The following is a 21,540-nucleotide window of genomic DNA, read 5'->3' as shown; positions in this document are numbered from 1 at the left end:
AATAGTTAGAAAATAACGAAAAATAAAAATTTTTAGCAAAAAGGGGTTTCATTTTGATGGGGATTCGCTTATAATCTACAACTATAGAATTACCGTTTGTTAATTAAAAACAGAATTTTAATTAACTTTTGTAAGTGTTATCACGAATTTTGACTTTCTTAGTTAAAATTTAAAAGCTTGATTCTAAGAGAAAGGAGGTTGGTGAAATGGCGGGTTTAATCGTAAAACGATTTTTGCAGCTCCTGCTTTTGTTGTTTGGGATTTCGTTTCTTGTCTTTATGAGTATGTATATTGCACCAGGAGATCCGGCCACCATTATTGGCGGTCCGACAGCAACAGAATCAGATCTGGCAGCCATTAGAGTGGAGCTGGGATTAGACAAGCCGGTTCTTGTACAGTATTTCGACTACTTAGGAGGGGTACTGCAGGGGGATCTAGGTTATTCCTTCCAAAACCACCAGGCAGTCAGTGATGCGATTGCGACTCGTTTTCCACAGACATTAAATTTAGCTGTTGCCAGTATGATTGTTGCCATCCTTATCGGTGTCCCTGCAGGAATTATTTCTGCCATCAAACAAAATTCCTGGTTTGATTTTTCCAGTACGACGGTTGCGCTTGCTGGAATCTCCATCCCTAATTTCTGGCTTGGTGCAATGCTGATTTTAATTTTTTCAGTAAATCTTCAATGGCTGCCTGTAGGTGGACTGAATGCTCCGATTTGGACAATAGAAGGGTTGAAACAGCTGATTCTTCCAGCTATCACGTTAGGTACAGCGTCTGCTGCCATGATTGCACGAATGAGCAGATCCGCGATGCTTGAAGTGATTCGTGCGGATTATATTCGAACAGCCAGGGCAAAAGGTGTAAAAGGCAAAACTGTGATCTGGGTACACGCCTTAAGAAATGCCATGATTCCTGTCATTACTGTTATTGGCTTAAATTTCGGCTTTCTTTTAGGCGGGACAATTATAACGGAACAAGTATTTGCGATAAATGGAGTCGGCAGGTTGATGATTGATGCGATCGCTGCCCGGGATTTTCCTATAGTTCAAGGGACAGTCTTACTCGTTGCAACCTTGTTTGTGGTGGTGAACTTGGTCGTTGATATCGTATATGCATTCATTGATCCAAGAATTAATTATGAGTAGAAGGGAGAGGTTGAAGCATGGCTGGTACAAGTTCTATGTCAGAAGAACGCATTCAGTCGTCAACAGCTGATCAATCGAAAGAGAAGATTGTATTTACAACATTAAAAAGATTATTGAAAAACCGACTAGCTGTTTTCGGGCTGATCATCATTACTGTACAAGTCATTCTGGCCGTTTTTGCACCGTGGTTTTCAGCCTATGATCCCGTCAAACAAGATTTAGCGAGTGCGGAGCTTGGCATCGGTTCAGATGGGCACTGGCTGGGGACAGACAATTATGGAAGAGATGTGTGGACAAGACTCGTCTTTGGGGCAAGAATTTCACTCATTGTAGGAATAGCGTCCGTCACACTAGGACTAATTGGCGGGATCACGCTCGGACTGTTATCCGGGTATTTTAAAAAGCTGGATGCTGTCATCATGAGAATTGTAGATCTGTTATTTGCTTTTCCAGGCATTCTATTGGCGATGCTAATTATCGCGATGCTGGGAACGAGCTTGCTCAACGTCGTGATCGCTATCAGTATTTGGTCGGTTCCAACATGTGCCCGTATTGTCAGAGGGAGCGTGTTGTCTGTCAAAAATGAGGAGTACATATTAGCTATGAAGTCGCTTGGTGCAAGCCATACGAGAATCCTTCTTAAGCATATCCTCCCTAACTGTACGGCTCCCATAATCGTATTTGCAACCATGCGTATGGCAACAGCAATCCTTTCTACTGCTGCTCTCAGTTTTCTCGGATTAGGTGCCCAGCCGCCTACGCCGGAATGGGGAGCCATGATTGCCACCGGACAGGATTTCATGTTTACTTCTCCTCACTTAACGATTATTCCTGGTATTGCGATTATGCTGGTCGTGTTTGCTTTTAATGTTGTTGGTGACGGTTTACGAGACGCCTTGGACCCAAATATGGAATTGGAGAATTAATCTATTAGGAGGTTTTTTATTGATGAAATCATGCAAATGGGCTTGGTTTACAGCTTTTTTACTAGTGGTGTTTGCTTTAGCGGGGTGTAGCAGCAGTTCTTCCACAGAAGAAAGTGACTCAGGAAAAACCAATGTGGAACAGGAGCTTACTTATGCGACAACTTCTGATGTTGTGGGACTCTCCCCAATTGATACAAATGATTCTGTTTCCTCAGCCATGATCGAGCAAGTTTATGAAACCTTGTTTACCCGTGATCCTGAAACGATGGAGATTAAACCATTGCTCGCTGAATCGTATGAGAACCCGGATGATAAAACGTGGATCATCCACTTGAAAGAAGGAATTAAATTCCACGATGGCACACCTTTTAATGCAGAAGCTGTTAAATATACATTTGAACAGTTTAAAAGCGAAGAGCGGGCGGCTCCGCGGGCTTCTCTGCTTGAACCTGTAGAATCGATAGAGGCTAAGGATGAACATACCGTAGTTATCAAAACAAAGGAACCGTATGGACCTTTATTAGCTGCATTATGCCACACGAACGCGTCAATCGTGAGTCCTGAAGCAGACAAATCCGGCAAACTGAATAAGAATCCCGTTGGAACGGGACCGTTTGTATTTGAAGAATGGGTTCAGGGCGATCACGTTTCATTAAGAAAAAATGATGACTACTGGCAGGGTGCACCGAAGCTGGAGAAAGTAACGATGAAAGTCGTTCCGGAATATTCCACCGCTGTTTCCATGCTTCAGACAGGTGAAGTTCAGTTTATTGATGCGATCCCTACTGAACAGCTCCCTAGAATTGAGTCCATTAAAAGTGTAGAAACTCAGCAAAAAGAAGGTACGCCTGTTTATTATCTTGGGTTTAATATGAATAAGGCTCCGTTTAATGACTTGAACTTTAGAAAAGCTGTGTCTTATGCGATCGACCGTGAGGCTTATGTAAAGCAGCTTAAAGGGTTAGGGATAAAAAATGAAAGCATCATCGGACCAAAAGTGTTCGGATATGATGAAGAAGCTGCGGATGCAGGTTACAGCTATGATCCTGAAAAAGCGAAACAAATGATTGAAGATAATGGATTTAAAGGTCAGAAAATTACACTCTTGGCCGCCAACCGGGATATGTATATGAAGATGGCTGAAATCGTCCAGTCCCAGCTGACGGAAGCAGGGCTTAATGTTGAAATTGAAACGATGGAATGGGGCACATTTCTTGATACTACATCAAAAGGAGATTTTGAAATGACGTTCCTAGGCTGGTCGAACAGTACAGCCGACGGCAGCGAACTGCTTTATCCGAACCTTCATTCAGATAACATCGGGTCTTCCAACCGAATGGCTTATAACAATAAAGAATTCGACAAACTCGTCAATGAGTCCAGGGTTACAGTCGACCAGGATGTTCGTAAACAAAAGCTAAGTGAAGCGAACATGATTGCGGTTAAAGACGCGGTCTGGATTCCTATGCACCATGGTGTTGTGACAGCGGCTTACGATCAATCCGTGAAAGGATTGCAGATTGACCCGACTGGACAATGGTCCCTGTATAAAGTCCATAGAGAGTAGGGGTAGCATGGATGAACAACTATTAAATGTGAATGATTTAGTGACTTCCTTTCGAACAGCAGCGGGTAAGGTCTCTGCTGTTCGGGGGGTCTCCTTCTCAGTTAATAAAGGAGAAACCTTGTGTATTGTCGGGGAATCAGGATGCGGAAAGAGCATCACGACCCTGTCTGTGATGGGGCTTCTTCCTGCTAATGGAGAAATTACCAGCGGATCGATCCAATATAAAGGAGAAGAACTGACAACGAAAAAATCAGAACAAATGAGAAGGCTCAGGGGAAATGAAATTTCAATGATTTTTCAGGAACCAATGACCGCCCTAAATCCAGTTTTTACAATTGGCTATCAAATCATCGAGCCGCTTAAGCTGCATTTAAGACTGAATAAAAAAGAAGCGCGCAGCAGGGCCGTGGAATTGTTAGCTCAAGTGGGCATTTCCAATCCTGATAAACGCTTGAAGCAATACCCTCATGAGTTGAGCGGCGGGATGAGGCAGCGAGTGATGATCGCCATGGCCCTTGCATGCAATCCTTCGCTGTTAATTGCTGATGAGCCGACAACTGCATTGGATGTTACGATACAGGCGCAGATTCTCGATTTAATAGACAGTCTCAAAGAAGAGTTAGGCATGGGAGTGATTATGGTCACCCATGATATGGGAGTCGTAGCTGAAGTAGCGGATCGAGTTATGGTCATGTATGCCGGTGATGTTGTCGAAACTGGGACTGTTGAAGAAATATTCTCAAGCCCTGAACATCCCTATACTCAAGGGCTGCTTGCTTCAGTACCGAATGTGGATGACGCTGATGCCAAGCTTCAAGCTATTCCAGGTTCGCTTCCCAACTTAAATGAAAAGATAACTGGTTGTCGTTTTCATCCTCGCTGTCCTTATGCGATGGAGCAATGCAGTCAGGAAGATCCACCCCAATTTAAGATTTCCAGCCAGCATCTTTCGAAGTGCTGGCTTCAGCAGGAGGTGAAGGTCAATGATGCCAAAGGCAGAGCCTATTCTTAAAGTAAGTGATGTAAAAAAATATTATCCTGTCAAAAGCAGCTTCTTAAAAAGAACAATTTCAAACGTTCAAGCTGTCGAAAATATATCCATAGACGTCATGGAAGGGGAAACCCTTGGTGTGGTAGGAGAGTCCGGGTGTGGTAAATCCACATTTGGACGGACAATTCTAGGATTGGAAAGCCTGACGGCTGGATCTATCCAATTCCGAGGAGAAGAAATAGGGGGGCTGTCTGACCGCCAATTTATAAAATATAAAAAAGAAATGCAAATGATCTTTCAAGATCCCTTTGCGTCATTAAACCCCAGACAGCGTATTGGTGATGCTCTTGAAGAAGCCTTTATTATTCATACGAAGTTGAGTAAAAAGGAACGAAGAGAAAGAGTTAAAAAGCTGTTAGTAGAAGTTGGGCTGAAAGAGGAACATGTGGATCGGTACCCGCATGAATTCAGTGGAGGCCAAAGGCAGCGTATCGGGATTGCGAGGGCGATTTCTTTAAATCCTTCTTTCATTGTTTGTGATGAAGCCGTCTCAGCACTTGATGTATCGGTACAGGCTCAAATTATCCAGCTTCTGAAAGAACTGCAAACCTCCCATCAATTGACTTATTTATTTATTTCCCACGATTTAGGTGTCGTTCGCCATACGTGCGATCGCGTTCTTGTCATGTATTTGGGAGCTTCAGCAGAACTGGCATCTGCAGAAAAATTGTTTTCAGAACCTCTTCATCCATACACTAAAGCGTTATTATCTGCCATCCCAAGGCCTGTTCCGGGTAAAAGAAGAGAGCGGATAAAGCTTCAGGGAGAGCTTCCCAATCCAGCGGATTATCCAAGCGGCTGCCCGTTCCATACCCGCTGCCCGCTTGCTCATGAGCGCTGTAGAAAGGAACGACCGGAATGGAGAGAAGTAAAAGACGGTCATTTTGTTGCCTGCCATGAAGTTTAACAGTCAAAAACTCTTTCCTTTATGATAGGAAGGAAGCGCCAATTTTTTAGAAAAGGAGCTTGTAAGTGCAATGGACTTAGAATTAGATTACTTATACAACCCATATGAAAAGACTAGGAATACAACTATGTCCAGAAATGGTATGGTAGCTACTTCTCAGCCGCTGGCAGCTCAAGCCGGCCTGACGATCCTGCAGCAAGGGGGAAACGCGGTCGACGCGGCCATTGCCACAGCTGCAGCATTAACAGTGGTAGAACCAACTTCCAATGGTATTGGAGGGGACGCGTTTGCGCTCGTCTGGGTGAAAGATAAGCTGTATGGATTGAATGGAAGCGGGCGTTCTCCTGCCTCTATTTCTATTGATGCTCTCCATGAAAGGGGCTTGAATGAAATCCCTAAATATGGGTTTACACCAGTGAACGTTCCAGGGGCACCAGGGGCGTGGGCTGAGTTATCACGGAGGTTTGGGAAACTTCCTTTTAAAGATCTTTTATCGCCGGCGATTCGTTATGCGGAGGAAGGTTATCCAGTCACTCCGGTTTTAGGGAAGTTCTGGAAATCAGCAGCTGAGAAGTTTAAACAGACGTTGGACGGGGAAGAATTCGTCCACTGGTTTGAAACATTTGCTCCGGATGGAAGGGCGCCAAAGGCTGGTGAGATCTGGTCGTCGAAGGGTCATGCCGATACGCTGAGAGAAATTGCGGAGACTAAGGCTGAAAGTTTTTATCATGGCGAGCTCGCGGATAAAATGGATCGTTTTTCTTCGGGATACGGAGGGTTTCTTCGGAAGAGTGATTTAGAAAAATATGAACCGGAATGGGTCGATCCGATCCATGTCAACTACCGGGGATTTGATGTTTGGGAAATTCCGCCTAATGGTCAAGGCATTGTCGCCTTATCTGCCTTAAATATATTAAATGGACTGAAGGTTACTGAAAAAGAAAATGTGGATACATATCACAAACAAATCGAAGCACTTAAGCTTGCCTTTGCTGACGGACAGCAGTTCGTAGCGGATTCAGCTGCTATGGAATTTACTTCCGGGGACTTATTGAACGAAGCGTATGCTGATAGTAGAAGAAGGTTAATCAGCGAACGAGCGAGTATGCCGGCAGCTGGAGAGCCTCCTAAAGGCGGAACTGTGTACTTAGCAGCCGCGGATCGAGAAGGAAACATGGTTTCATTTATTCAGAGCAATTATATGGGATTTGGTTCTGGACTCGTCGTTCCGGACACAGGAATTGCCCTGCAAAACAGAGGGCATAACTTTTCAATGGACAGGACTCATCCGAACTGCCTGGCGGGTAACAAGAGGTCATACCATACGATTATTCCAGGTTTCTTAACTAGGAACAACCAAGCTGTCGGACCTTTCGGTGTCATGGGTGGATTTATGCAGCCTCAAGGCCATGTGCAGGTCCTCATGAATACCATTGACTTTCATTTAAATCCTCAGGCTTCGCTTGATGCACCAAGGTGGCAGTGGATGAAAGACAAGACGGTTTGGGTGGAGCCTGATTTTCCAAAACATATCGCCGAAGCTCTAAGCCGAAGAGGTCATAAGGTTGAAGTCCAACTGGAAACCGGAGCTTTTGGAAGAGGCCAGATTATTTGGCGGGATCCTGAATCGGGCGTTCTTTACGGAGGGACTGAAGCTCGTACGGATGGCACGATTTCAGCTTATTAGTTAAAGGAAAGGAGATGAAGCTGCATGCAGCAATGGAATCTCTTTAGCGCCTTCTTCCGAGTAGGAATGCTAGGTTATGGGGGAGGACCTTCCTCTATTCCACTTGTTCACAAAGAAGTGGTGGAGAAATACAAATGGCTGTCGGACGACGATTTTGGAGATATTCTGGCTTTGGGAAATTCTCTACCCGGACCGATTGCAACCAAAATGGCCGGGTATATCGGATACCGTGTTTCGGGAGTTATTGGAATGATGAATGCAGTACTCGCTACGATTCTCCCGACCATTATTATCATGATTGTCCTGATTACTTCCTTGAATAACCTTAGGGATCAGCCATGGGTGGCTGGAATGACTCAAGCAGTTGTTCCTGTTGTTGGGGTCATGCTTGCCAAGCTCACGTATGACTTCTTTAAAAAGGCAAAAATACAACTAGGATGGATTGTGACCATTCTCATAGGAACCGCTTCGCTTTTATTGATTGAATGGGCTGGCGTACATCCGGGAATCATTATTTTTGCCCTTCTTCTCTATGCATTAGTAAGGCCAATGAGACGAAAAGAAACAACGCCTATTAACCAACAGGAGCAATCATCATGAATTTGTGGAAAATATTTATCGCTTTTTTTATACCTGGAATTGTCGGTTATGGAGGAGGACCTGCTTCTATTCCTCTAGTAGAAAATGAAGTGGTGGACCGTTTTCACTGGATGAACGTCTCTGAATTCAGTGAAATGCTGGCAATGGCAAATGCATTGCCCGGACCGATTGCGACAAAGATGGCTGGCTTTATCGGATACCAGCAGGGAGGTATTCTCGGTTCTTTTGTTGGAGTGATCGCTACTGTCGGCCCTTCGCTGCTATTAATGATTGTCCTTCTAAGCCTGTTATATAAATTTAAAGATTCTCCTCGAGTGAAAACGATGACCAATTTAATTCGTCCAGTCATTGCTATTTTATTAGGAATCATGGCTTTTCAATTTTTTTATAATTCCTATGACACGGCAGGCTGGATGCAAACGGCTGGACTTATCCTGGTCAGCTTTCTCCTGTTAGAAAAGGTAAAACTGCATCCGGCTTTTGTGATTTTAGGCTCTCTCATCTATGGAGCCGTTTTTCTCAGCTGATCAACGGAGGAAAGGTGGCCGTGATGAAGGTGTTTTTATTCTTTGCAGGAATAGTAATCATTTGGACAGGGACCCAAATAAGGAAGAATAAAAGTACGGCTTTCCTCACAGGTAAAGGAGAGGTGTTTTGTCCTAAGAATGAGAGGAAGCTTGCCGGCAGGATAGGTGCAATCGTGATGGTGTATGGTTTTGTAATCATGGTCTCTGCTACTGCGATTGTATTCCACTTTGGAATGCCGGGATGGACGATCATCGTCCTCACGGGTGCTCATTTAGCTGCTGTCCTAATCGTACTTGGGTTGGATCAGGTTTGAAAGCACTTTCAAGATATGATCCAGCTGGAGCAACATTGTTTTAGTCTTTATAAGATCCGAATGCTGGCGAAATTGTTATGATAAAATTTCACCAGCATTCGGATTTTTTCAGGGAGTGAGACTTCTATCTATACTTTGGACAGTGAGCAGAACGAGGAGGTCTTACTTTTTCCTTTTTTTATTAAAAATCAAAAGAATGACAGCGAGCGCTATATAGATAAAAATCACCCACGTAAGCGTGTACATTCGATATTTGTTTGGACCATCTGAGAAAAACACGGGTCCAAGACCAAAGATGGTAACTCCCAAGTAGAGTACGGCAAATAACCCGTAAATAAATTTTTTTGACCGCATGAAAGGTTCACTCCTTCTGTTAACCTGCTTCTTTAATACGAGCAGGCATTTCTATAGATGTTTATGGTTGAAGTTGTTTGCTGGTCCCCTTTTGGTTACTGTTACTAAATTGACGGATTTTGGCAGCAGTAAACCTCTTTTTAGTTGTTTGAGAAAAATGGACTACCACTTACCCTCATGTAATGTTAGATGCAGTTAAAAATAGAACTCGGTTTAAGTGCCCTTCTTTCAGTCCAGCTGTGGCAGGCAAAAAGAATAGCCCACGTCGTTTACGTGAGCTAAAGAAGAGCTTAGCGGACTTCACCTTTCCAGGCTTCCATCCCACCTTCCATATTTTCTGCTTGTAATCCTTTTTCGTTCATAATATCCGCAGCTTTATCGCTTCGTCTTCCGGAGCGGCAGACTGTAATGTACTCTTTGGTCTTATCGAGATCTATTAATCTCTGCTCAATTTGGTCAACTGGAATGTGAATGGCATTAGGGATCTTTCCTTGTGTCACTTCCTCCGCCGTTCTTACATCAATAATGCTTACATTTTCAGACTTTCTTTTTCGTTCCACTTCTTCAGGTTTTATTGTTTCAGCCACTAGATCATCTCCTTACATCCCTTGTATTCATTTCACATTATTTCGCTTCACTCACGGTTAAGCGAGCGTAATGGACTCATCGGCGTATACTTCCTGGACGGCCTGAATGATTTCAACTCCTTCTTTCATTGGTCGCTGGAAGGCTTTCCGCCCCATGATCAGTCCCATTCCGCCTGCGCGTTTGTTGATCACGGCTGTTTTAACCGCTTCATTTAAGTCTCGTTCCGCTGAACCACCGCCTGAATTAATTAACCCGGCTCTTCCCATATAGGAATTGACTACTTGATAGCGGGTGAGGTCAATGGGGTGATCGGTCGTGAGTTCAGAATAAACCTTATCGTGCGTTTTGCCAAAGTTAACAGCTGTATAGCCGCCGTTCGTTTTTGGTAGTTTCTGCTTGACGATATCAGCTTGCAGACTGGCAGAGAGGTGAATGGCCTGGCCTGTTAAATCAGAGGCCAGGTGATAGTCATCGCCGTCCGTTTTAAAAGCAGGATTGCGCAGGTAGGCCCATAGTATGGTGGCCATACCGAGTTCATGTGCGTATTGGAAAGCCTGTGCTACTTCCTGAATTTGACGATCACTTTCCTCAGAACCAAAGTAAATGGTAGCCCCGACCGCTGCAGCACCCATATTATAGGCTTGTTCTACAGACCCAAACATGATCTGATCATGAGTATTCGGATATGTCAGCAGTTCGTTGTGGTTAAGCTTCGCGATGAACGGAATTTTATGAGCGTAGTCTCTCGCTACAGATCCAAGCACACCAACAGTGGATGCGACAGCGTTACAATCGCTTTCAATCGCTAACTGGATAATGTTTTCCGGATCGAAATAAATAGGATTTGGAGCAAATGAAGCACCGGCGGAATGCTCAATTCCCTGGTCCACTGGAAGAATGGAAAGGTACCCCGTTCCACTCAGCCTTCCGTGGTCAAACATGCTCTGCAGGTTTCTAAGTACAACAGGAGAACGATCTGTGGACTTGTAGACTTTATCTACAAAATCGGGGCTAGGGACATAGAGCTGCTCTTTTGAAATTGTACTGCACTCGTGGTTCAGTAAATCCTCGGCTTCATTTCCTAACAATTCTTCGGTCGTTGGCATCATGATACCTCCTTAATAGTCATCTACAGTGATTTATTCCCTTCGTATATGTCCATAAACGGAAAGATTTATTAAATCGTGAAAACAATCGATCTCGTTTTCAAAAAGAGAAAAGTGAAGAAGGAGAACTCGCTTTTCGTAAATTTTTTTAAAATAATGTTTTAGTAACATTTGTAATATTTGATTTGCTCACACGTAGTAAAACCTTATTAAATGAGAACTTTTGTAAATTGAGCATTGTAATAATTGAAGGATATTATGACAAAAACTCTCTAATCCCTTCAATTCAAGGGTTTGAAGCGTGTGCATATGGGAAGGTAAGTATCAAAGTAAATAATATAGTTTGCTTTTAGAAGGTGGTGGAATATTGAGTACAACCATTAAGAAAGAAAAACACTCCAGTCATCCGATTGGAAATGCAAAAGATTTTGTCGAAAAAGGAGTAAAAAAATCAGCCAAGGCAGTGAAGAAGACGGTGCCGCGTCTTACCCGAGTAATTAAGAAATCAGACGATCCTAAAGAAGCAAAAGAATATGCCACGGAAGAAATCAGAGACGAAATTGGAGATCAAATCCGCCATCAATTCAAAGAACAGCTGCAATCTGAAGCTGAGGAGTTATCAGAAAACCTGCAGGAAAAGAAGGAAAAGAATGCAGAGAAAGTGCATTCTAAGGCGCGGGAAGCCAAGGAGCAGCTTCAGAAAAATTTATTAAAGCTCCGTAAAGGTGTAGCTTCCTTTAAGGAATCCGGACAGGAATTGCAGGAAAAGATTGACGAGTCAATGAGTTCAGGCAGTAAAAACAGCTCTGCGAGATTAAACGGTGTCCAGGATATTAAAAGTGCAGCCAACTTAAAAAGCTATGCTGATATAAAAGGTGCCGAAGATATTAAGGGACCTGAAAATATAAAAGGGATTTCAAATATTAACACGTTAAGTTCTTAATTATCTGAAAGGAGAGATTGATTATGGCAGTACAAAAGTCAACGGATAGTTCAGGATTAGCCGAAGTGATTGACCGTATTTTGGATAAAGGGATCGTAATTGACGCATTTGCACGTGTGTCCGTAGTAGGAATTGAGTTAATAACTGTAGAAGCTCGTGTCGTCATCGCTAGTGTGGACACGTGGCTTCGCTACGCAGAAGCGGTAGGTCTGCTGCGCGATGAAGTAGAAGAAGAAGGACTTGGAAACCGTATCGGAGATCAAGATCGTTCTCAGCCGCAGCAATCTAATGAACGAAGTGAATTCAGTATTTAATGGACGAGGGCAGGGGTTATTCTCTGTCCCTCTGTTTTCTTAAAGGAAGGTGTATGGACTTTATGAAGATCATGGATGTCGTCAACGAATTTTTTTCAGAAAATATCGCACCGCCTCATAAAATCATCTCAGTCAAAAAACAAGAAGAAGGCTGGCGCGTTTTAGTGGAAGTGATTGAAGAAAAGGGTTACATGAAAAAGTATGCACACGATGAAATGATTGGTTTATATGAAGTGTTTCTTGACAGCAGTCAGGAAGTAACAGAGTTTGCCAGGCAGAGCTTACGGTTCAGGAGTCAGCTTGAGGAACAGGAAACGTAAGGCAGGTGAGCAGAGCATGACTAGTTTAACAGAAGTTTCCCAACCTTCATTAAGAAGCAGCAAAGAGGCTTTTAACGAGCCTGATCTAAAGAAAATTGTAAAGCGCTCGCTCCGCTATCTTTCCAGTGGTTATCCTGTTCATTTTACCGGTCCCTCCGGAGTAGGGAAAACGACCTTGGCTTTGCAGGTGGCCAAAAAACAAAAGCGCCCGATTATATTAATAAGCGGGAATACGGAGTTATCAAACGAGGATTTAATTGGTGCTTATACAGGCTATAAGCGTAAGAAGCTTAATGACAACTTCGTTCGTACTGTTCATAAAATAGAAGAAGATATTTCAGAAGAATGGACGAATGGGAGGCTTTACGAAGCCGTGAAGAACGGATATACGGTCGTCTATGATGAATTTACCCGTTCAAAGCCAGAAGTTAATAATTTATTTCTCTCTATATTAGAAGAGAATATCCTTCCATTGTACGGGACTAAAAGGACAGAATCCTTTTTGGACGTTCATCCGGATTTCTCCGTTATCTTTACAAGCAATCCAAATGAATATACAGGCGTTTACAAGCTGCAGGATGCCTTACTCGACCGAATCGTCACGATCCCCCTTCATCCACTTAACGAAGATACGGAAATAACAATTGTAGTAAACCAGACAAATATTGAAGAAAAGAAAGCGAAGTCAATCGTGCAGTTCGTCAATGAAGTAAGAAGCTTATGTGACAAGTCCATGCGGGAGCATAGCTTAAGCCTTAGAGCTTCGCTGATGATTGCTCAAGTTGTTCAACGCTATAACTTGAAAGTAGACGGGGACAATGAAGAATTTCAGGATATCTGCTTGGATGTCACTGTGTTTCCTTTGCAGAGATGCGTACAAACCGAGGAACTGGAAGAACTTGAAAATAAAATCTTAGAAAAATGCAAAAGCATATAGAGGATGATGAGTGTGGAACAGGAAACAGGTGTTTATATTTTTTGTGTAATTCAGACAGAAGAACCGAAAGATTTTGGGAAGATTACCTTTGACGGTAAGGAACGCGAAACATTTACAATTCATTATGAAGATGCGGCGATGGTTGCAGCAGAGGTTCCTATGAAAATTTATCATCCTAATAAGGATAATATTTTAGTTCATCAAGAAGTAATTTCTGCTGTTATGGGTAACGAAGAAACTGTCGTTCCGATTAGTTTTGGGAATGTGTTTCAATCCAAAGAAGATGTTGAAGTCCTGTTGAAAAACCTCTATCCTCAGTTAGCCAAACTCTTTCCCGAGATTAGAAATAAGATCGAGCTTGGTCTAAAGGTAGTCGGAAAGCGGGACTGGCTGAAGGAAAAGGTGGCGAAACAGCCGGGAGTTCAGGAACAGCAAGAGACAGTGTCACAGAAATCAAAAGAAGCGGGATATTTTGACAGGATCAAACTTGGAGAAATGGCACAGAACTTTTTTATATCCTTGCAAAAGGATTTGGAAAAAGCGATACACCTGCCATTAACAGATTTAGCTGAATCGGCGAAAGCCAATGAACCAATCGGTGAAAAAATGCTGATCAATGGTTCGTATCTGATCGATAGGGATAAAGAAAGCCAATTTGATGAAAAGGTAAATGAACTGCATGAGGAATGGAAAGATCGCGTCGATTTTAAATATACTGGCCCATGGCCGGCTTATAACTTCATTAATATCCAGCTGAAAGTAGAGGAAAATCCATGATTCATAAATTATTCACTTCCCCATTCAACCTCGTCGTTAAAGTAGGGGAAAAAGTGAAAGAAGAAGTGGATAAGGAATTGTATGATTTGGAGCATATCCAAAAAAAGCTTGTCCAGCTGCAAATGATGTACGAACTGGATGAAGTTTCAGAAGAGGTGTACAAAGCTAAAGAAGAAGAACTGCTTACGAGGTATGAAATTGCCAAAAAGCTCGAGATGGAACAATGGGAAGAGTTGACGAAACGTTAAGGGGTGCCTTTATCTATGAACAATTTGCTCTATTTATACGGAATTGTCCAAGCAGATACAGAAGAACTAGACTCAGTATTACCATTCAAAGGCATCGATGATCAGCATTACGTGTTTAAAAAAGAGTACGGCAGGTTAGCTGCGATCGTTTGCGAACTTAATGAACAAGAATACGGGGAAGAACAAATTAACAAAAAAACGCAGAATATGGAATGGGTTCAGGAAAAAGCCTTCCACCATCATGAGGCGCTCCTAAAGCTCCATGCTCATTCCACGGTTATTCCGATGAAGTTCTGTACGATTTACCAAAGTGAAGACAGCTTACGGAGTTTAATAGAAGCAAAAGAAGATACCTTGCACCAACTATTATCTCAGTTAAAGGGCAAGGAAGAGTGGAATTTGAAAATTTATTGTGTTCGGGACAAGCTCTTTGAGAAAGTGGCCGAAGACAATTTAACTATAGAAGAAAAGCGTAAAGAAATTGCAGGAATGTCGAAAGGCAGAAAATATTTAGAAACTAAAAAGCTCGACAACCTGATTGAACAAGAAGTGGAGAAGGAACTTACTGATTTTAGCCGGGGATTTCACAATCTGATCAGCCAGTACAGTAATCAAGAAGAGATTAAAAAGAATTGGAACAAGGACGTTACTGGAAAAAGTGAAGAAATGTGCTGGAACTGTGCTTATCTTTTGCCGATGGAGCAAGTTGAACCTTTTCTTAAAGAAATCACAAAGGCTAATGAGGAGAATGGGGAAGCTGGCTGGAACTTTGAAGCCACTGGGCCGTGGCCGGCTTATCATTTTGTGAATCTCTCTTAAAGCGAGGCATGAAGGCTATGACGGAACGCGAAAACTATGAAAATAAACAAATTGCTTTAATAGATATTTTGGATACAGTGCTGGATAAAGGAGTGGCGATCAAAGGCGACATTATGATCTCTATTGCTGGAATTGACTTAGTCTACTTGGATTTAAAGATCCTGATTACTGCTGTGGAAACTTTAGTCCAATCCAACAGAGATTCCGCAGCAATATCTTCTCAACAGTTTGAACGGGAAAAGGAGGATTTAACGCATGCAACAGAGCACACTTAACGAGCAGCCCTCTAAAAGCGGAAGAATTAATTTAGATCCGGAGGGTGCAGAACAAGGGCTGGCTCAGCTTGTTCTTACAGTCATTGAATTGTTAAGACAGCTCGTGGAGCGCCAGGCCCTGCGGCGTGTTGACGGAGGGACGCTCTCGGAAGAAGAGATTGAGCAGCTTGGACTTGCTCTCATGAATTTAGAAGTCAAAATGGATGAGCTGAAGGAGATTTTTGAGTTGGAAGAGGAAGACTTAAATATCGATCTTGGCCCATTAGGTAATCTACTATAGCAAAGGAGTGAGATCGATGGCTGTAGAACACCCTGCGGAATCCAACAGTTTAGTAGATGTATTGGAGACGGTTCTCGATAAAGGGGTCGTCATTGCAGGAGATATCCGGGTTGGTTTAGCCGATGTAGAGCTCCTGACAATCAAGATCCGTCTGATTATTGCTTCTGTTGATAAGGCTAAGGAAATTGGCATGGACTGGTGGGAAACGGATCCCTATTTAAATTCCAAGGCAGCAGAGCAAAGCAATGAAGAATTGGAAAAGCAGAACAAAGAGCTGCAGAAGCGGATAGAGGAGCTCGAAAAGAAACATGGAACAAACAGGCTTGTCTAACTAAGTAAAGGAGCGATTTACGTATGAGTGACAAATCAAGAAATAATAAAATGAGAAGAGCCATCTTAGGAGGAATCATCGGAACTGCTGCAGGTTTTCTGCTTAAGCCGGATTCAAATAAAGATAAACGATCGGAAAATAGCTCAGCAGGCGGGCCATCCGAAGGTTCAGGTGCACCCCCATCAGAAGCACCCCATACAAATCAATCAAAAAGAGCGCGTCTGAAAGAAAAGGGCAGAAGCATAAGTGAAAAAGCAGGTTCTGGTTTGTCTAGTTTAAAAGAGAAAACAAAAGAAAAATCCAAACAGACGGTTCAAAAGGTAACACCTGATAAAGATGATGAAAAACAATCTCCATCAAAAGAAAAAGAAGAACAACACTCCCGGACGCAGTCGAAAAATAACGAGTCAGAACAGAAGGAACAAGATATTTCCAATCAAACGCAGGCTGTAAAGAATGAGGATACGAAGCAAAAATCAGAAGCTTCTCTTGCGGAAAAGGAAGCAGCCGCAGCGACTGAAAATAAACAAAAGAAAGACAAAAAGCAAAAACCAGCATTTTTAAAAAATGAAACGAAGAAAAAGCAAAAACCGAAGCCGTCTACATCCACTAACGAAGAAGTAAAAACCACCTTATCCAATGATGATGATACTTCGAATTGACCGCTAGATTGAAAGGAGACAGACAGATGGATGATTTATTATTGACGTTTGTGAAGGCCGCAAACCAGCATGATTTTTCTCTTGATATCACTCTTAATATTAATGGGGCATTGATTTCGGGCACAACGATTTCAGCACAGCGCTATTTGGAATCTCTCTCAAATGTATTTGAAGAAGGAAATGAAGTATCTCAAGCGATAGGGGAAAAATTGAGTGCTTCCAGTCAGTCGGCAAAAGAAAATGGAGAAGACACGGCAGCTTTCATTCATTTGAAGAATGCTCAGGTATACAATGGTGATTCTCAGCCTACCCCTTCTGACAGTGAATTTCATTGGAGGGGAAAAATTGAGGAAGTCGACGGTTTTTTTCTAGGGAAAATATCAGTAGATGATAAGTAATAATAAAGAAAGAAACTGGGCGTTGGTCTGTGGAAGAGCGAAGTGATATTCCCCCGGGGCATAATAGCCAGCTTACAGAAAAACATTGGGTTTCTCTACAAGCTGAAAGGAAGGAGCTCTCCTTCCTTTTTTATTGGTCTAAGTTTCTTTCTCGGTAATTTTTAAAAATTTAGTTAGTTCACTGGATAAACTAAGTGAAAGTTGTTATAATTTATTGAAAGCCCTTACATAATAACTAAATGACATTGAAATGGCCAAGATCCCCTTGAGAAAGGAGTTTCTTTTTTTAATTAAACTACCATACTAGTATAGTGAAAAACCGACGGGAACGACGATTTATTAAAGATTTATATAAGGAAAGGATGGCTGAAATGATTAAGGTTGCAATTATTGGAACGGGTGCGATTTCCAGTCTCCACGCAGAAGGGTATTTGGCATTTAGCGAGAAATGTAAGATAGCTGCCCTTGTAGATATTTATCCGGAGAAGGCAAAAGCTTTAGCAGAAAAACATGAGTTGAACGCACGAATTTTTTCTGATTATCGAGAAGTTTTACAAGACTCCTCCATAGATGCTGTATCCGTTTGTACGCCTCCTTATACTCATAGTGAAATCACCGTAGCTGCATTGCGAGCCGGTAAGCATGTACTCGTCGAAAAACCGATGGCATCTTCCCTTCATGAATGTGACGAGATGAACGCAGCGGCAGAAGATAGTGGAAGAATTCTATCGGTCGTGGCCCAAAACCGTTTTAAGACGTCGGTGATGGGATTGAAGTATGTCCTTGATCACCAGATGATTGGCCCGGTTGCTCATGTGCAGGTGGATTCTTTCTGGTGGAGGGGGAAGAGCTATTATGATCTATGGTGGAGAGGAACGTGGGAAAAAGAAGGGGGAGGCTGTACGTTAAACCATGCGGTCCATCATATTGATATGCTGCAATGGATGATGGGACTGCCTGAGGAAGTGGTTGCCCTTTGCAGCAATCGTCTGCATGACAATGCAGAAGTGGAGGATTTATCAACGGCCTTATTAAAATATTCAACGGGAGCTCTCGGACAAATCACAAGCTCTGTTGTGCACCATGGGGAAGAACAACAGTTGATTTTTCAAGGAAGAGATGCCAGAGTCTCAATCCCATGGAAGGTAAGAGCCGAACAATCGAGTGAAAATGGATTTCCAACGAAACAGAAGAATGAATCCTTGATAGCCAAAATAGATGATGCCTACCAGCGTTTTCCTTCTTTAGAACATGAAGGACACAGCGGCCAGATTTCTAATTTTCTTCAAGCTATGACTGGAAATGAGAAGCTCTTAGTCGATGGTGTTCAAGGAAGAAAAACATTAGAGTTGATTATGGCAATCTATGAGGCGGCAAGTCTAGGAGAAAAAGTGACACTCCCGTTAGATGAAGAAAGTCTTTTTTATAAGCGGGAGAACGTGTTGAAGTATGCGGAACATTTCCACGAGAAGCATAAATCAATAGACAACTTCACGGATTCTACTATTTCTACCGGCGGCGAATATTAAAAGAAGAGGGTTGTTTATGATTCAGTTAACGAGCATACATCATGTAAGTTTAGCAGTCACTCATTTAGAAAAAGCGAAAGAGTTTTATGGTGAGAAGCTTGGGTTTACAGAACTGAAGCGTCCTGATTTTGATTTTCCAGGTGCCTGGTATCAGATTGGAAGCCAGCAGCTGCATCTCATCGTTTTTGAGAAGGCTGAAACGCTGAGATCAACGACTGAACTGGAATCTAAAGATGGCCATGTCGCTTTCCGTGTGGAGAGCTATGAAGCAACGAAACAGCATTTGCTGCAGGCAGGCATTGAAATACTTGAAAAGCCCACAAGTAAAAGCGGTTTTGCGCAAATTTTTTGTGCAGACCCAGATGGCAATTTAATCGAATTTAATGTCCCGCAAGCTGCATTGCTGTAGTGGAAGGGAAGATTACATAAAGGAGGTAACGAACGATGCTCCCTATTCATGATACTTTAAAAGGAAAAGTTGCCGTAATTACCGGCGGTGGAGGGGTCCTGTGCGGGTGTATGGCACAGGAGCTGGCAAGGCAAGGGATGAAAGTTGCTCTATTGAATCGAACCTATGAAAAAGCGGAGGCAGTAGCGAATGAAATTAGGAAGCAAAATGGGGAAGCCATGGCGATCCAATGTGATGTGCTTGATATGGAACAGTTAAAGAAGGCGGAAAGCGAAGTGATGAATAATTACGGAGCTTGTGATGTATTGATTAACGGGGCGGGGGGAAATCATCCGGAAGGAAATACAACCAAGGAAAACTTTCACTTATCCGACCTTGAAAACGAAGAAATCACCACATTTTTTGACCTGACGCGTAAAGGATTTGATTTTGTATTCAATTTAAACATTATTGGGACTCTCCTGCCTACACAGGTGTTCTCCAGGCATATGGTAGAAAGCGGTGGGACAATTATTAATATTTCCTCTATGAGTGCGCCAAGTCCCATGACGAAGGTTCCGGCTTATAGCGCAGCGAAATCTGGTATTGAAAATTTCACCCAGTGGGTAGCTGTCCACATGGCTGAAACCGGTATCCGAGTAAATGCCATTGCCCCGGGTTTTTTCCTAACGAAACAGAACAAGGCTATGCTTCAAAAAGAAGATGGTTCCTATACTGAACGGACAGAGAAGATTTTAGCCCACACACCTATGCGAAGACTCGGAAAGCCTGAGGATCTGCTGGGTACTCTGCTTTGGCTGGTGGATGAAGAGACAAGCGGATTTGTGACTGGGATTAGTGTTCCAGTAGACGGGGGATTTATGTCTTATTCAGGTGTCTAGAGGAATGCATTTTGCTTAGAAAGGAGTAGAGCTATGAAGTCCGATGGTTCAGCAGGAAAAATTTATCAAGTCATTGAGTGGATAACGAAGCTTGCTTACCTTCAGCTGCTCTGGCTTTTATTTTCGCTGGCCGGCTTAGTCATCTTTGGGTTTATGCCATCAACGATAAGTATGTTCTCGGTCATACGAAAGTGGCTGATGAACGATACAAATCTACCTGTATTTAGGACCTTTGCCACTACATTTAAGAAGGAGTTTGCAGCAGCAAACGGGCTGGGGCTGCTCATCGGAGCTGCAGGCTTCATTCTTTATATTGATTACCAGTATGTCAGCCGATTGGAGGGCCTGATGTACTTCGCTGCTATGGTGTTATTAACCATCCTCCTGCTTCTTTATTTGATCATGCTCATGTATCTTGTGCCGGTTTTTGTTCACTATCGATTAGCATTTAAGCAATATATGACACACTCCCTTTTTATAGGCATAGCGAATCCGTTGATCACTATATTAATGGCTGGAGGAGCTGCCGGGTGCTATTTGCTGTTTTTGAATATCCAAGGACTGATCCCGTTTTTTTCCGGCCCTGTATTTGCCTTCGTATTGATGTGGGGCAGTCTGAGAAGCTTTGCTGCTATTGCTGCTAAGCAGAAGAACAAAACAGCTGAAAAAGACGTCAACGTTCAAGGAAATGAACAGCTAACAAAAGTGAAAAAGCAAATGGTGACTTCTTCACCTGCATTCCGGAAGGAGTAATGGCCGGGATCCATTCAGGCTTCAATTAACATTGAGCGCACTGAAGATGGGTCATTCTAGCGTTATAAAAAATAGAATTTTTTGAAAATTATATTGAATGTCTAATTTTGATGTAATATAATAAATTTGCAACTACCATACTAGTATTCTAATATACAACTTGAGGTGAACGACATTGGCCGTTAATGAAGATAAAAAACGGATGAAGCAATCGACGAGAGATTATACATACGAGGTCTTAAAGGAAAAAATCTTAACGCTTGAGATTGAACCAGGGAAGAAAATTTCTGAGAAAGATATGTCTCAGAAACTGGGTGTCAGCCGTACTCCAATTCGTGAAGCTTTTCTAAAACTAGCTCAGGAGGAGCTTCTTGAAATTTACCCTCAGAGAGGCACATTCGTCTCTTTAATTGATCTGGATCATGTGGAAGAGGCAAGGTTCATGAGGGAAAGCGTAGAGCGGGCCATTGTCCGACTAGCCTGCAGCACGTTTACTAAAGAGCAGCTTTTTGAACTCGAGACGAATATCACGATGCAGGAAATGTGTGTGAAGCGTGACAACTATTCGACTCTGCTGGAGCTTGATGAAGAGTTCCATAAAATTTTATTTGCCGGCTGCAGCAAAATGAGAGTGTGGGAGACCATTCAGCAAATGAACAATCATTTTATCCGGCTGCGTGTACTCAGAGTGGGTTCAAATCTCAATTGGAATGTAATCGTATCACAGCACAAAGCGATTTTTGACCGTATAACGAACAAAGAGGAAGCAGAAGCTGAACAAGCGATGGCCGACCATTTGCAATTGGTAGCTATTGAAAAAAATACTTTAATGGATGCGTACCCTGATTACTTTAAGTAAAGAGTTTAAGACATGAGTTTCATAGCATTT

The 21,540-nt window shown here is 42.6% G+C and carries 29 protein-coding genes; 26 read left to right on the top strand and 3 right to left on the bottom strand.

Annotated features, from left to right (window positions below; all coding sequences use genetic code 11):
* Window positions 1–206: 206 nt before the first annotated feature.
* From nikB to MUN89_RS20230, 9 genes are all read left to right on the top strand, one after another.
* On the top strand, window positions 207–1,148 hold the full coding sequence (gene nikB, locus MUN89_RS20270) for a nickel ABC transporter permease (RefSeq protein ID WP_244709898.1): 942 nt from the start codon (window positions 207–209) through the stop codon (window positions 1,146–1,148).
* 35 nt (window positions 1,149–1,183) lie between these two features.
* Complete coding sequence (locus MUN89_RS20265) at window positions 1,184–2,074, top strand: ABC transporter permease (RefSeq protein ID WP_396266122.1); 891 nt, start codon at window positions 1,184–1,186, stop codon at window positions 2,072–2,074.
* A 22-nt stretch (window positions 2,075–2,096) separates the two neighbouring features.
* Complete coding sequence (locus MUN89_RS20260; RefSeq protein ID WP_244713970.1) at window positions 2,097–3,641, top strand: glutathione ABC transporter substrate-binding protein; 1,545 nt, start codon at window positions 2,097–2,099, stop codon at window positions 3,639–3,641.
* 7 nt (window positions 3,642–3,648) lie between these two features.
* The gene (locus tag MUN89_RS20255; protein ID WP_244709895.1) at window positions 3,649–4,653 is read left to right on the top strand and encodes an ABC transporter ATP-binding protein; all 1,005 of its coding nucleotides are present in this window, start codon (window positions 3,649–3,651) and stop codon (window positions 4,651–4,653) included.
* Window positions 4,625–5,599, top strand: a complete 975-nt coding sequence (locus tag MUN89_RS20250; protein ID WP_244709893.1) for an ABC transporter ATP-binding protein — start codon at window positions 4,625–4,627, stop codon at window positions 5,597–5,599. Before MUN89_RS20255 ends, MUN89_RS20250 begins: the two co-directional genes overlap by 29 nt.
* A 70-nt stretch (window positions 5,600–5,669) precedes the next feature.
* The gene (locus tag MUN89_RS20245) at window positions 5,670–7,286 is read left to right on the top strand and encodes a gamma-glutamyltransferase family protein (protein WP_244709891.1); all 1,617 of its coding nucleotides are present in this window, start codon (window positions 5,670–5,672) and stop codon (window positions 7,284–7,286) included.
* 24 nt (window positions 7,287–7,310) lie between these two features.
* Window positions 7,311–7,886 (top strand): chromate transporter, encoded by a 576-nt coding sequence (locus MUN89_RS20240; RefSeq protein ID WP_244709889.1) that lies wholly within the window; start codon window positions 7,311–7,313, stop codon window positions 7,884–7,886.
* Window positions 7,883–8,413: a chromate transporter gene (locus MUN89_RS20235; RefSeq protein WP_244709887.1), complete on the top strand. Its 531-nt coding sequence runs from the start codon at window positions 7,883–7,885 to the stop codon at window positions 8,411–8,413. Before MUN89_RS20240 ends, MUN89_RS20235 begins: the two co-directional genes overlap by 4 nt.
* 23 nt (window positions 8,414–8,436) lie before the next feature.
* The gene (locus tag MUN89_RS20230; RefSeq protein ID WP_244709885.1) at window positions 8,437–8,727 is read left to right on the top strand and encodes a hypothetical protein; all 291 of its coding nucleotides are present in this window, start codon (window positions 8,437–8,439) and stop codon (window positions 8,725–8,727) included.
* A 162-nt stretch (window positions 8,728–8,889) separates the two neighbouring features.
* Here the strand turns inward: MUN89_RS20230 and MUN89_RS20225 are convergent, their stop codons facing one another.
* From MUN89_RS20225 to MUN89_RS20215, 3 genes are all read right to left on the bottom strand, one after another.
* Window positions 8,890–9,081: an alkaline shock response membrane anchor protein AmaP gene (locus tag MUN89_RS20225; protein ID WP_244709883.1), complete on the bottom strand. Its 192-nt coding sequence runs from the start codon at window positions 9,079–9,081 to the stop codon at window positions 8,890–8,892.
* Between the two features lie 290 nt (window positions 9,082–9,371).
* Complete coding sequence (locus MUN89_RS20220; protein ID WP_244709881.1) at window positions 9,372–9,668, bottom strand: rhodanese-like domain-containing protein; 297 nt, start codon at window positions 9,666–9,668, stop codon at window positions 9,372–9,374.
* A 57-nt stretch (window positions 9,669–9,725) separates the two neighbouring features.
* Window positions 9,726–10,778, bottom strand: a complete 1,053-nt coding sequence (locus MUN89_RS20215; RefSeq protein ID WP_244709880.1) for a class I fructose-bisphosphate aldolase — start codon at window positions 10,776–10,778, stop codon at window positions 9,726–9,728.
* Between the two features lie 364 nt (window positions 10,779–11,142).
* Here MUN89_RS20215 and gvpQ point away from each other — a divergent pair, with 364 nt between their 5' ends.
* The 17 genes from gvpQ to MUN89_RS20130 all read left to right on the top strand — a co-directional run bounded on the left by gvpQ (window position 11,143) and on the right by MUN89_RS20130 (window position 21,510).
* Complete coding sequence (gvpQ, locus tag MUN89_RS20210) at window positions 11,143–11,718, top strand: gas vesicle protein GvpQ (RefSeq protein ID WP_244709878.1); 576 nt, start codon at window positions 11,143–11,145, stop codon at window positions 11,716–11,718.
* Window positions 11,719–11,741: 23 nt separating this feature from the next.
* Entirely contained in the window at window positions 11,742–12,032 is a 291-nt protein-coding gene (gvpA, locus tag MUN89_RS20205) for a gas vesicle structural protein GvpA (RefSeq protein ID WP_244709876.1), read from the top strand.
* A gap of 62 nt (window positions 12,033–12,094) precedes the next feature.
* Window positions 12,095–12,352 (top strand): gas vesicle protein GvpO, encoded by a 258-nt coding sequence (gvpO, locus tag MUN89_RS20200; RefSeq protein WP_318036102.1) that lies wholly within the window; start codon window positions 12,095–12,097, stop codon window positions 12,350–12,352.
* 16 nt (window positions 12,353–12,368) lie between these two features.
* Window positions 12,369–13,289: a gas vesicle protein GvpN gene (gvpN, locus tag MUN89_RS20195; RefSeq protein WP_244709872.1), complete on the top strand. Its 921-nt coding sequence runs from the start codon at window positions 12,369–12,371 to the stop codon at window positions 13,287–13,289.
* Between the two features lie 6 nt (window positions 13,290–13,295).
* Entirely contained in the window at window positions 13,296–14,066 is a 771-nt protein-coding gene (locus MUN89_RS20190; protein WP_244713968.1) for a GvpL/GvpF family gas vesicle protein, read from the top strand.
* Window positions 14,063–14,314, top strand: coding sequence for a gas vesicle protein GvpG (locus MUN89_RS20185; RefSeq protein WP_244709871.1), 252 nt, complete (start codon window positions 14,063–14,065; stop codon window positions 14,312–14,314). Before MUN89_RS20190 ends, MUN89_RS20185 begins: the two co-directional genes overlap by 4 nt.
* A 15-nt stretch (window positions 14,315–14,329) precedes the next feature.
* Window positions 14,330–15,133: a GvpL/GvpF family gas vesicle protein gene (locus MUN89_RS20180; protein ID WP_244709869.1), complete on the top strand. Its 804-nt coding sequence runs from the start codon at window positions 14,330–14,332 to the stop codon at window positions 15,131–15,133.
* Between the two features lie 17 nt (window positions 15,134–15,150).
* Window positions 15,151–15,408 carry a gas vesicle protein gene (locus tag MUN89_RS20175; protein WP_244713965.1) on the top strand — a complete coding sequence of 86 codons (258 nt, stop codon included), beginning with the start codon at window positions 15,151–15,153 and terminating at the stop codon, window positions 15,406–15,408.
* Window positions 15,389–15,688, top strand: coding sequence for a gas vesicle protein K (locus tag MUN89_RS20170; RefSeq protein ID WP_244709867.1), 300 nt, complete (start codon window positions 15,389–15,391; stop codon window positions 15,686–15,688). Before MUN89_RS20175 ends, MUN89_RS20170 begins: the two co-directional genes overlap by 20 nt.
* Window positions 15,689–15,704: 16 nt before the next feature.
* The gene (locus MUN89_RS20165; RefSeq protein ID WP_244709865.1) at window positions 15,705–16,019 is read left to right on the top strand and encodes a gas vesicle protein; all 315 of its coding nucleotides are present in this window, start codon (window positions 15,705–15,707) and stop codon (window positions 16,017–16,019) included.
* Window positions 16,020–16,042: 23 nt separating this feature from the next.
* Window positions 16,043–16,681, top strand: a complete 639-nt coding sequence (locus tag MUN89_RS20160) for a hypothetical protein (RefSeq protein WP_244709863.1) — start codon at window positions 16,043–16,045, stop codon at window positions 16,679–16,681.
* Between the two features lie 26 nt (window positions 16,682–16,707).
* Entirely contained in the window at window positions 16,708–17,079 is a 372-nt protein-coding gene (gene gvpU, locus MUN89_RS20155; protein ID WP_244709861.1) for a gas vesicle accessory protein GvpU, read from the top strand.
* A gap of 371 nt (window positions 17,080–17,450) precedes the next feature.
* Entirely contained in the window at window positions 17,451–18,608 is a 1,158-nt protein-coding gene (locus MUN89_RS20150; RefSeq protein WP_244709860.1) for a Gfo/Idh/MocA family protein, read from the top strand.
* A 16-nt stretch (window positions 18,609–18,624) separates the two neighbouring features.
* Entirely contained in the window at window positions 18,625–19,017 is a 393-nt protein-coding gene (locus tag MUN89_RS20145) for a VOC family protein (protein WP_244709858.1), read from the top strand.
* A gap of 35 nt (window positions 19,018–19,052) precedes the next feature.
* Complete coding sequence (locus tag MUN89_RS20140; protein ID WP_244709856.1) at window positions 19,053–19,898, top strand: SDR family oxidoreductase; 846 nt, start codon at window positions 19,053–19,055, stop codon at window positions 19,896–19,898.
* A 33-nt stretch (window positions 19,899–19,931) separates the two neighbouring features.
* Window positions 19,932–20,651, top strand: a complete 720-nt coding sequence (locus MUN89_RS20135) for a YesL family protein (RefSeq protein WP_244709855.1) — start codon at window positions 19,932–19,934, stop codon at window positions 20,649–20,651.
* A gap of 202 nt (window positions 20,652–20,853) precedes the next feature.
* Window positions 20,854–21,510, top strand: a complete 657-nt coding sequence (locus tag MUN89_RS20130) for a GntR family transcriptional regulator (RefSeq protein ID WP_244713962.1) — start codon at window positions 20,854–20,856, stop codon at window positions 21,508–21,510.
* Window positions 21,511–21,540 lie beyond the last annotated feature (30 nt).

Source organism: Halobacillus salinarum, assembly GCF_022919095.1.
In the GTDB taxonomy this organism is placed as follows: domain Bacteria; phylum Bacillota; class Bacilli; order Bacillales; family Halobacillaceae; genus Halobacillus_B; species Halobacillus_B salinarum.
Note: the sequence above shows the minus strand (reverse complement) of the source record. Positions and strands in the feature narration are given on the sequence as shown.

What these genes read in the sequence shown, in the direction of transcription:
- MUN89_RS20255 (WP_244709895.1), top strand. Translation starts at nt 3,649, where the DNA reads ATGGATGAACAACTATTAAATGTGAATGATTTAGTGACTTCCTTTCGA.
- nikB (WP_244709898.1), top strand. Translation starts at nt 207, where the DNA reads ATGGCGGGTTTAATCGTAAAACGATTTTTGCAGCTCCTGCTTTTGTTG.
- MUN89_RS20180 (WP_244709869.1), top strand. Translation starts at nt 14,330, where the DNA reads ATGAACAATTTGCTCTATTTATACGGAATTGTCCAAGCAGATACAGAA.
- MUN89_RS20190 (WP_244713968.1), top strand. Translation starts at nt 13,296, where the DNA reads ATGAGTGTGGAACAGGAAACAGGTGTTTATATTTTTTGTGTAATTCAG.
- gvpU (WP_244709861.1), top strand. Translation starts at nt 16,708, where the DNA reads ATGGATGATTTATTATTGACGTTTGTGAAGGCCGCAAACCAGCATGAT.
- MUN89_RS20145 (WP_244709858.1), top strand. Translation starts at nt 18,625, where the DNA reads ATGATTCAGTTAACGAGCATACATCATGTAAGTTTAGCAGTCACTCAT.
- MUN89_RS20235 (WP_244709887.1), top strand. Translation starts at nt 7,883, where the DNA reads ATGAATTTGTGGAAAATATTTATCGCTTTTTTTATACCTGGAATTGTC.
- MUN89_RS20225 (WP_244709883.1), bottom strand. Translation starts at nt 9,081, where the DNA reads ATGCGGTCAAAAAAATTTATTTACGGGTTATTTGCCGTACTCTACTTG.
- MUN89_RS20215 (WP_244709880.1), bottom strand. Translation starts at nt 10,778, where the DNA reads ATGATGCCAACGACCGAAGAATTGTTAGGAAATGAAGCCGAGGATTTA.
- MUN89_RS20150 (WP_244709860.1), top strand. Translation starts at nt 17,451, where the DNA reads ATGATTAAGGTTGCAATTATTGGAACGGGTGCGATTTCCAGTCTCCAC.
- gvpN (WP_244709872.1), top strand. Translation starts at nt 12,369, where the DNA reads ATGACTAGTTTAACAGAAGTTTCCCAACCTTCATTAAGAAGCAGCAAA.
- gvpA (WP_244709876.1), top strand. Translation starts at nt 11,742, where the DNA reads ATGGCAGTACAAAAGTCAACGGATAGTTCAGGATTAGCCGAAGTGATT.
- MUN89_RS20170 (WP_244709867.1), top strand. Translation starts at nt 15,389, where the DNA reads ATGCAACAGAGCACACTTAACGAGCAGCCCTCTAAAAGCGGAAGAATT.
- MUN89_RS20260 (WP_244713970.1), top strand. Translation starts at nt 2,097, where the DNA reads ATGAAATCATGCAAATGGGCTTGGTTTACAGCTTTTTTACTAGTGGTG.
- MUN89_RS20240 (WP_244709889.1), top strand. Translation starts at nt 7,311, where the DNA reads ATGCAGCAATGGAATCTCTTTAGCGCCTTCTTCCGAGTAGGAATGCTA.
- MUN89_RS20140 (WP_244709856.1), top strand. Translation starts at nt 19,053, where the DNA reads ATGCTCCCTATTCATGATACTTTAAAAGGAAAAGTTGCCGTAATTACC.
- MUN89_RS20230 (WP_244709885.1), top strand. Translation starts at nt 8,437, where the DNA reads ATGAAGGTGTTTTTATTCTTTGCAGGAATAGTAATCATTTGGACAGGG.
- MUN89_RS20185 (WP_244709871.1), top strand. Translation starts at nt 14,063, where the DNA reads ATGATTCATAAATTATTCACTTCCCCATTCAACCTCGTCGTTAAAGTA.
- MUN89_RS20175 (WP_244713965.1), top strand. Translation starts at nt 15,151, where the DNA reads ATGACGGAACGCGAAAACTATGAAAATAAACAAATTGCTTTAATAGAT.
- gvpO (WP_318036102.1), top strand. Translation starts at nt 12,095, where the DNA reads ATGAAGATCATGGATGTCGTCAACGAATTTTTTTCAGAAAATATCGCA.
- MUN89_RS20165 (WP_244709865.1), top strand. Translation starts at nt 15,705, where the DNA reads ATGGCTGTAGAACACCCTGCGGAATCCAACAGTTTAGTAGATGTATTG.
- MUN89_RS20265 (WP_396266122.1), top strand. Translation starts at nt 1,184, where the DNA reads ATGTCAGAAGAACGCATTCAGTCGTCAACAGCTGATCAATCGAAAGAG.
- MUN89_RS20250 (WP_244709893.1), top strand. Translation starts at nt 4,625, where the DNA reads ATGATGCCAAAGGCAGAGCCTATTCTTAAAGTAAGTGATGTAAAAAAA.
- MUN89_RS20135 (WP_244709855.1), top strand. Translation starts at nt 19,932, where the DNA reads ATGAAGTCCGATGGTTCAGCAGGAAAAATTTATCAAGTCATTGAGTGG.
- MUN89_RS20160 (WP_244709863.1), top strand. Translation starts at nt 16,043, where the DNA reads ATGAGTGACAAATCAAGAAATAATAAAATGAGAAGAGCCATCTTAGGA.
- MUN89_RS20130 (WP_244713962.1), top strand. Translation starts at nt 20,854, where the DNA reads ATGAAGCAATCGACGAGAGATTATACATACGAGGTCTTAAAGGAAAAA.
- MUN89_RS20245 (WP_244709891.1), top strand. Translation starts at nt 5,670, where the DNA reads ATGGACTTAGAATTAGATTACTTATACAACCCATATGAAAAGACTAGG.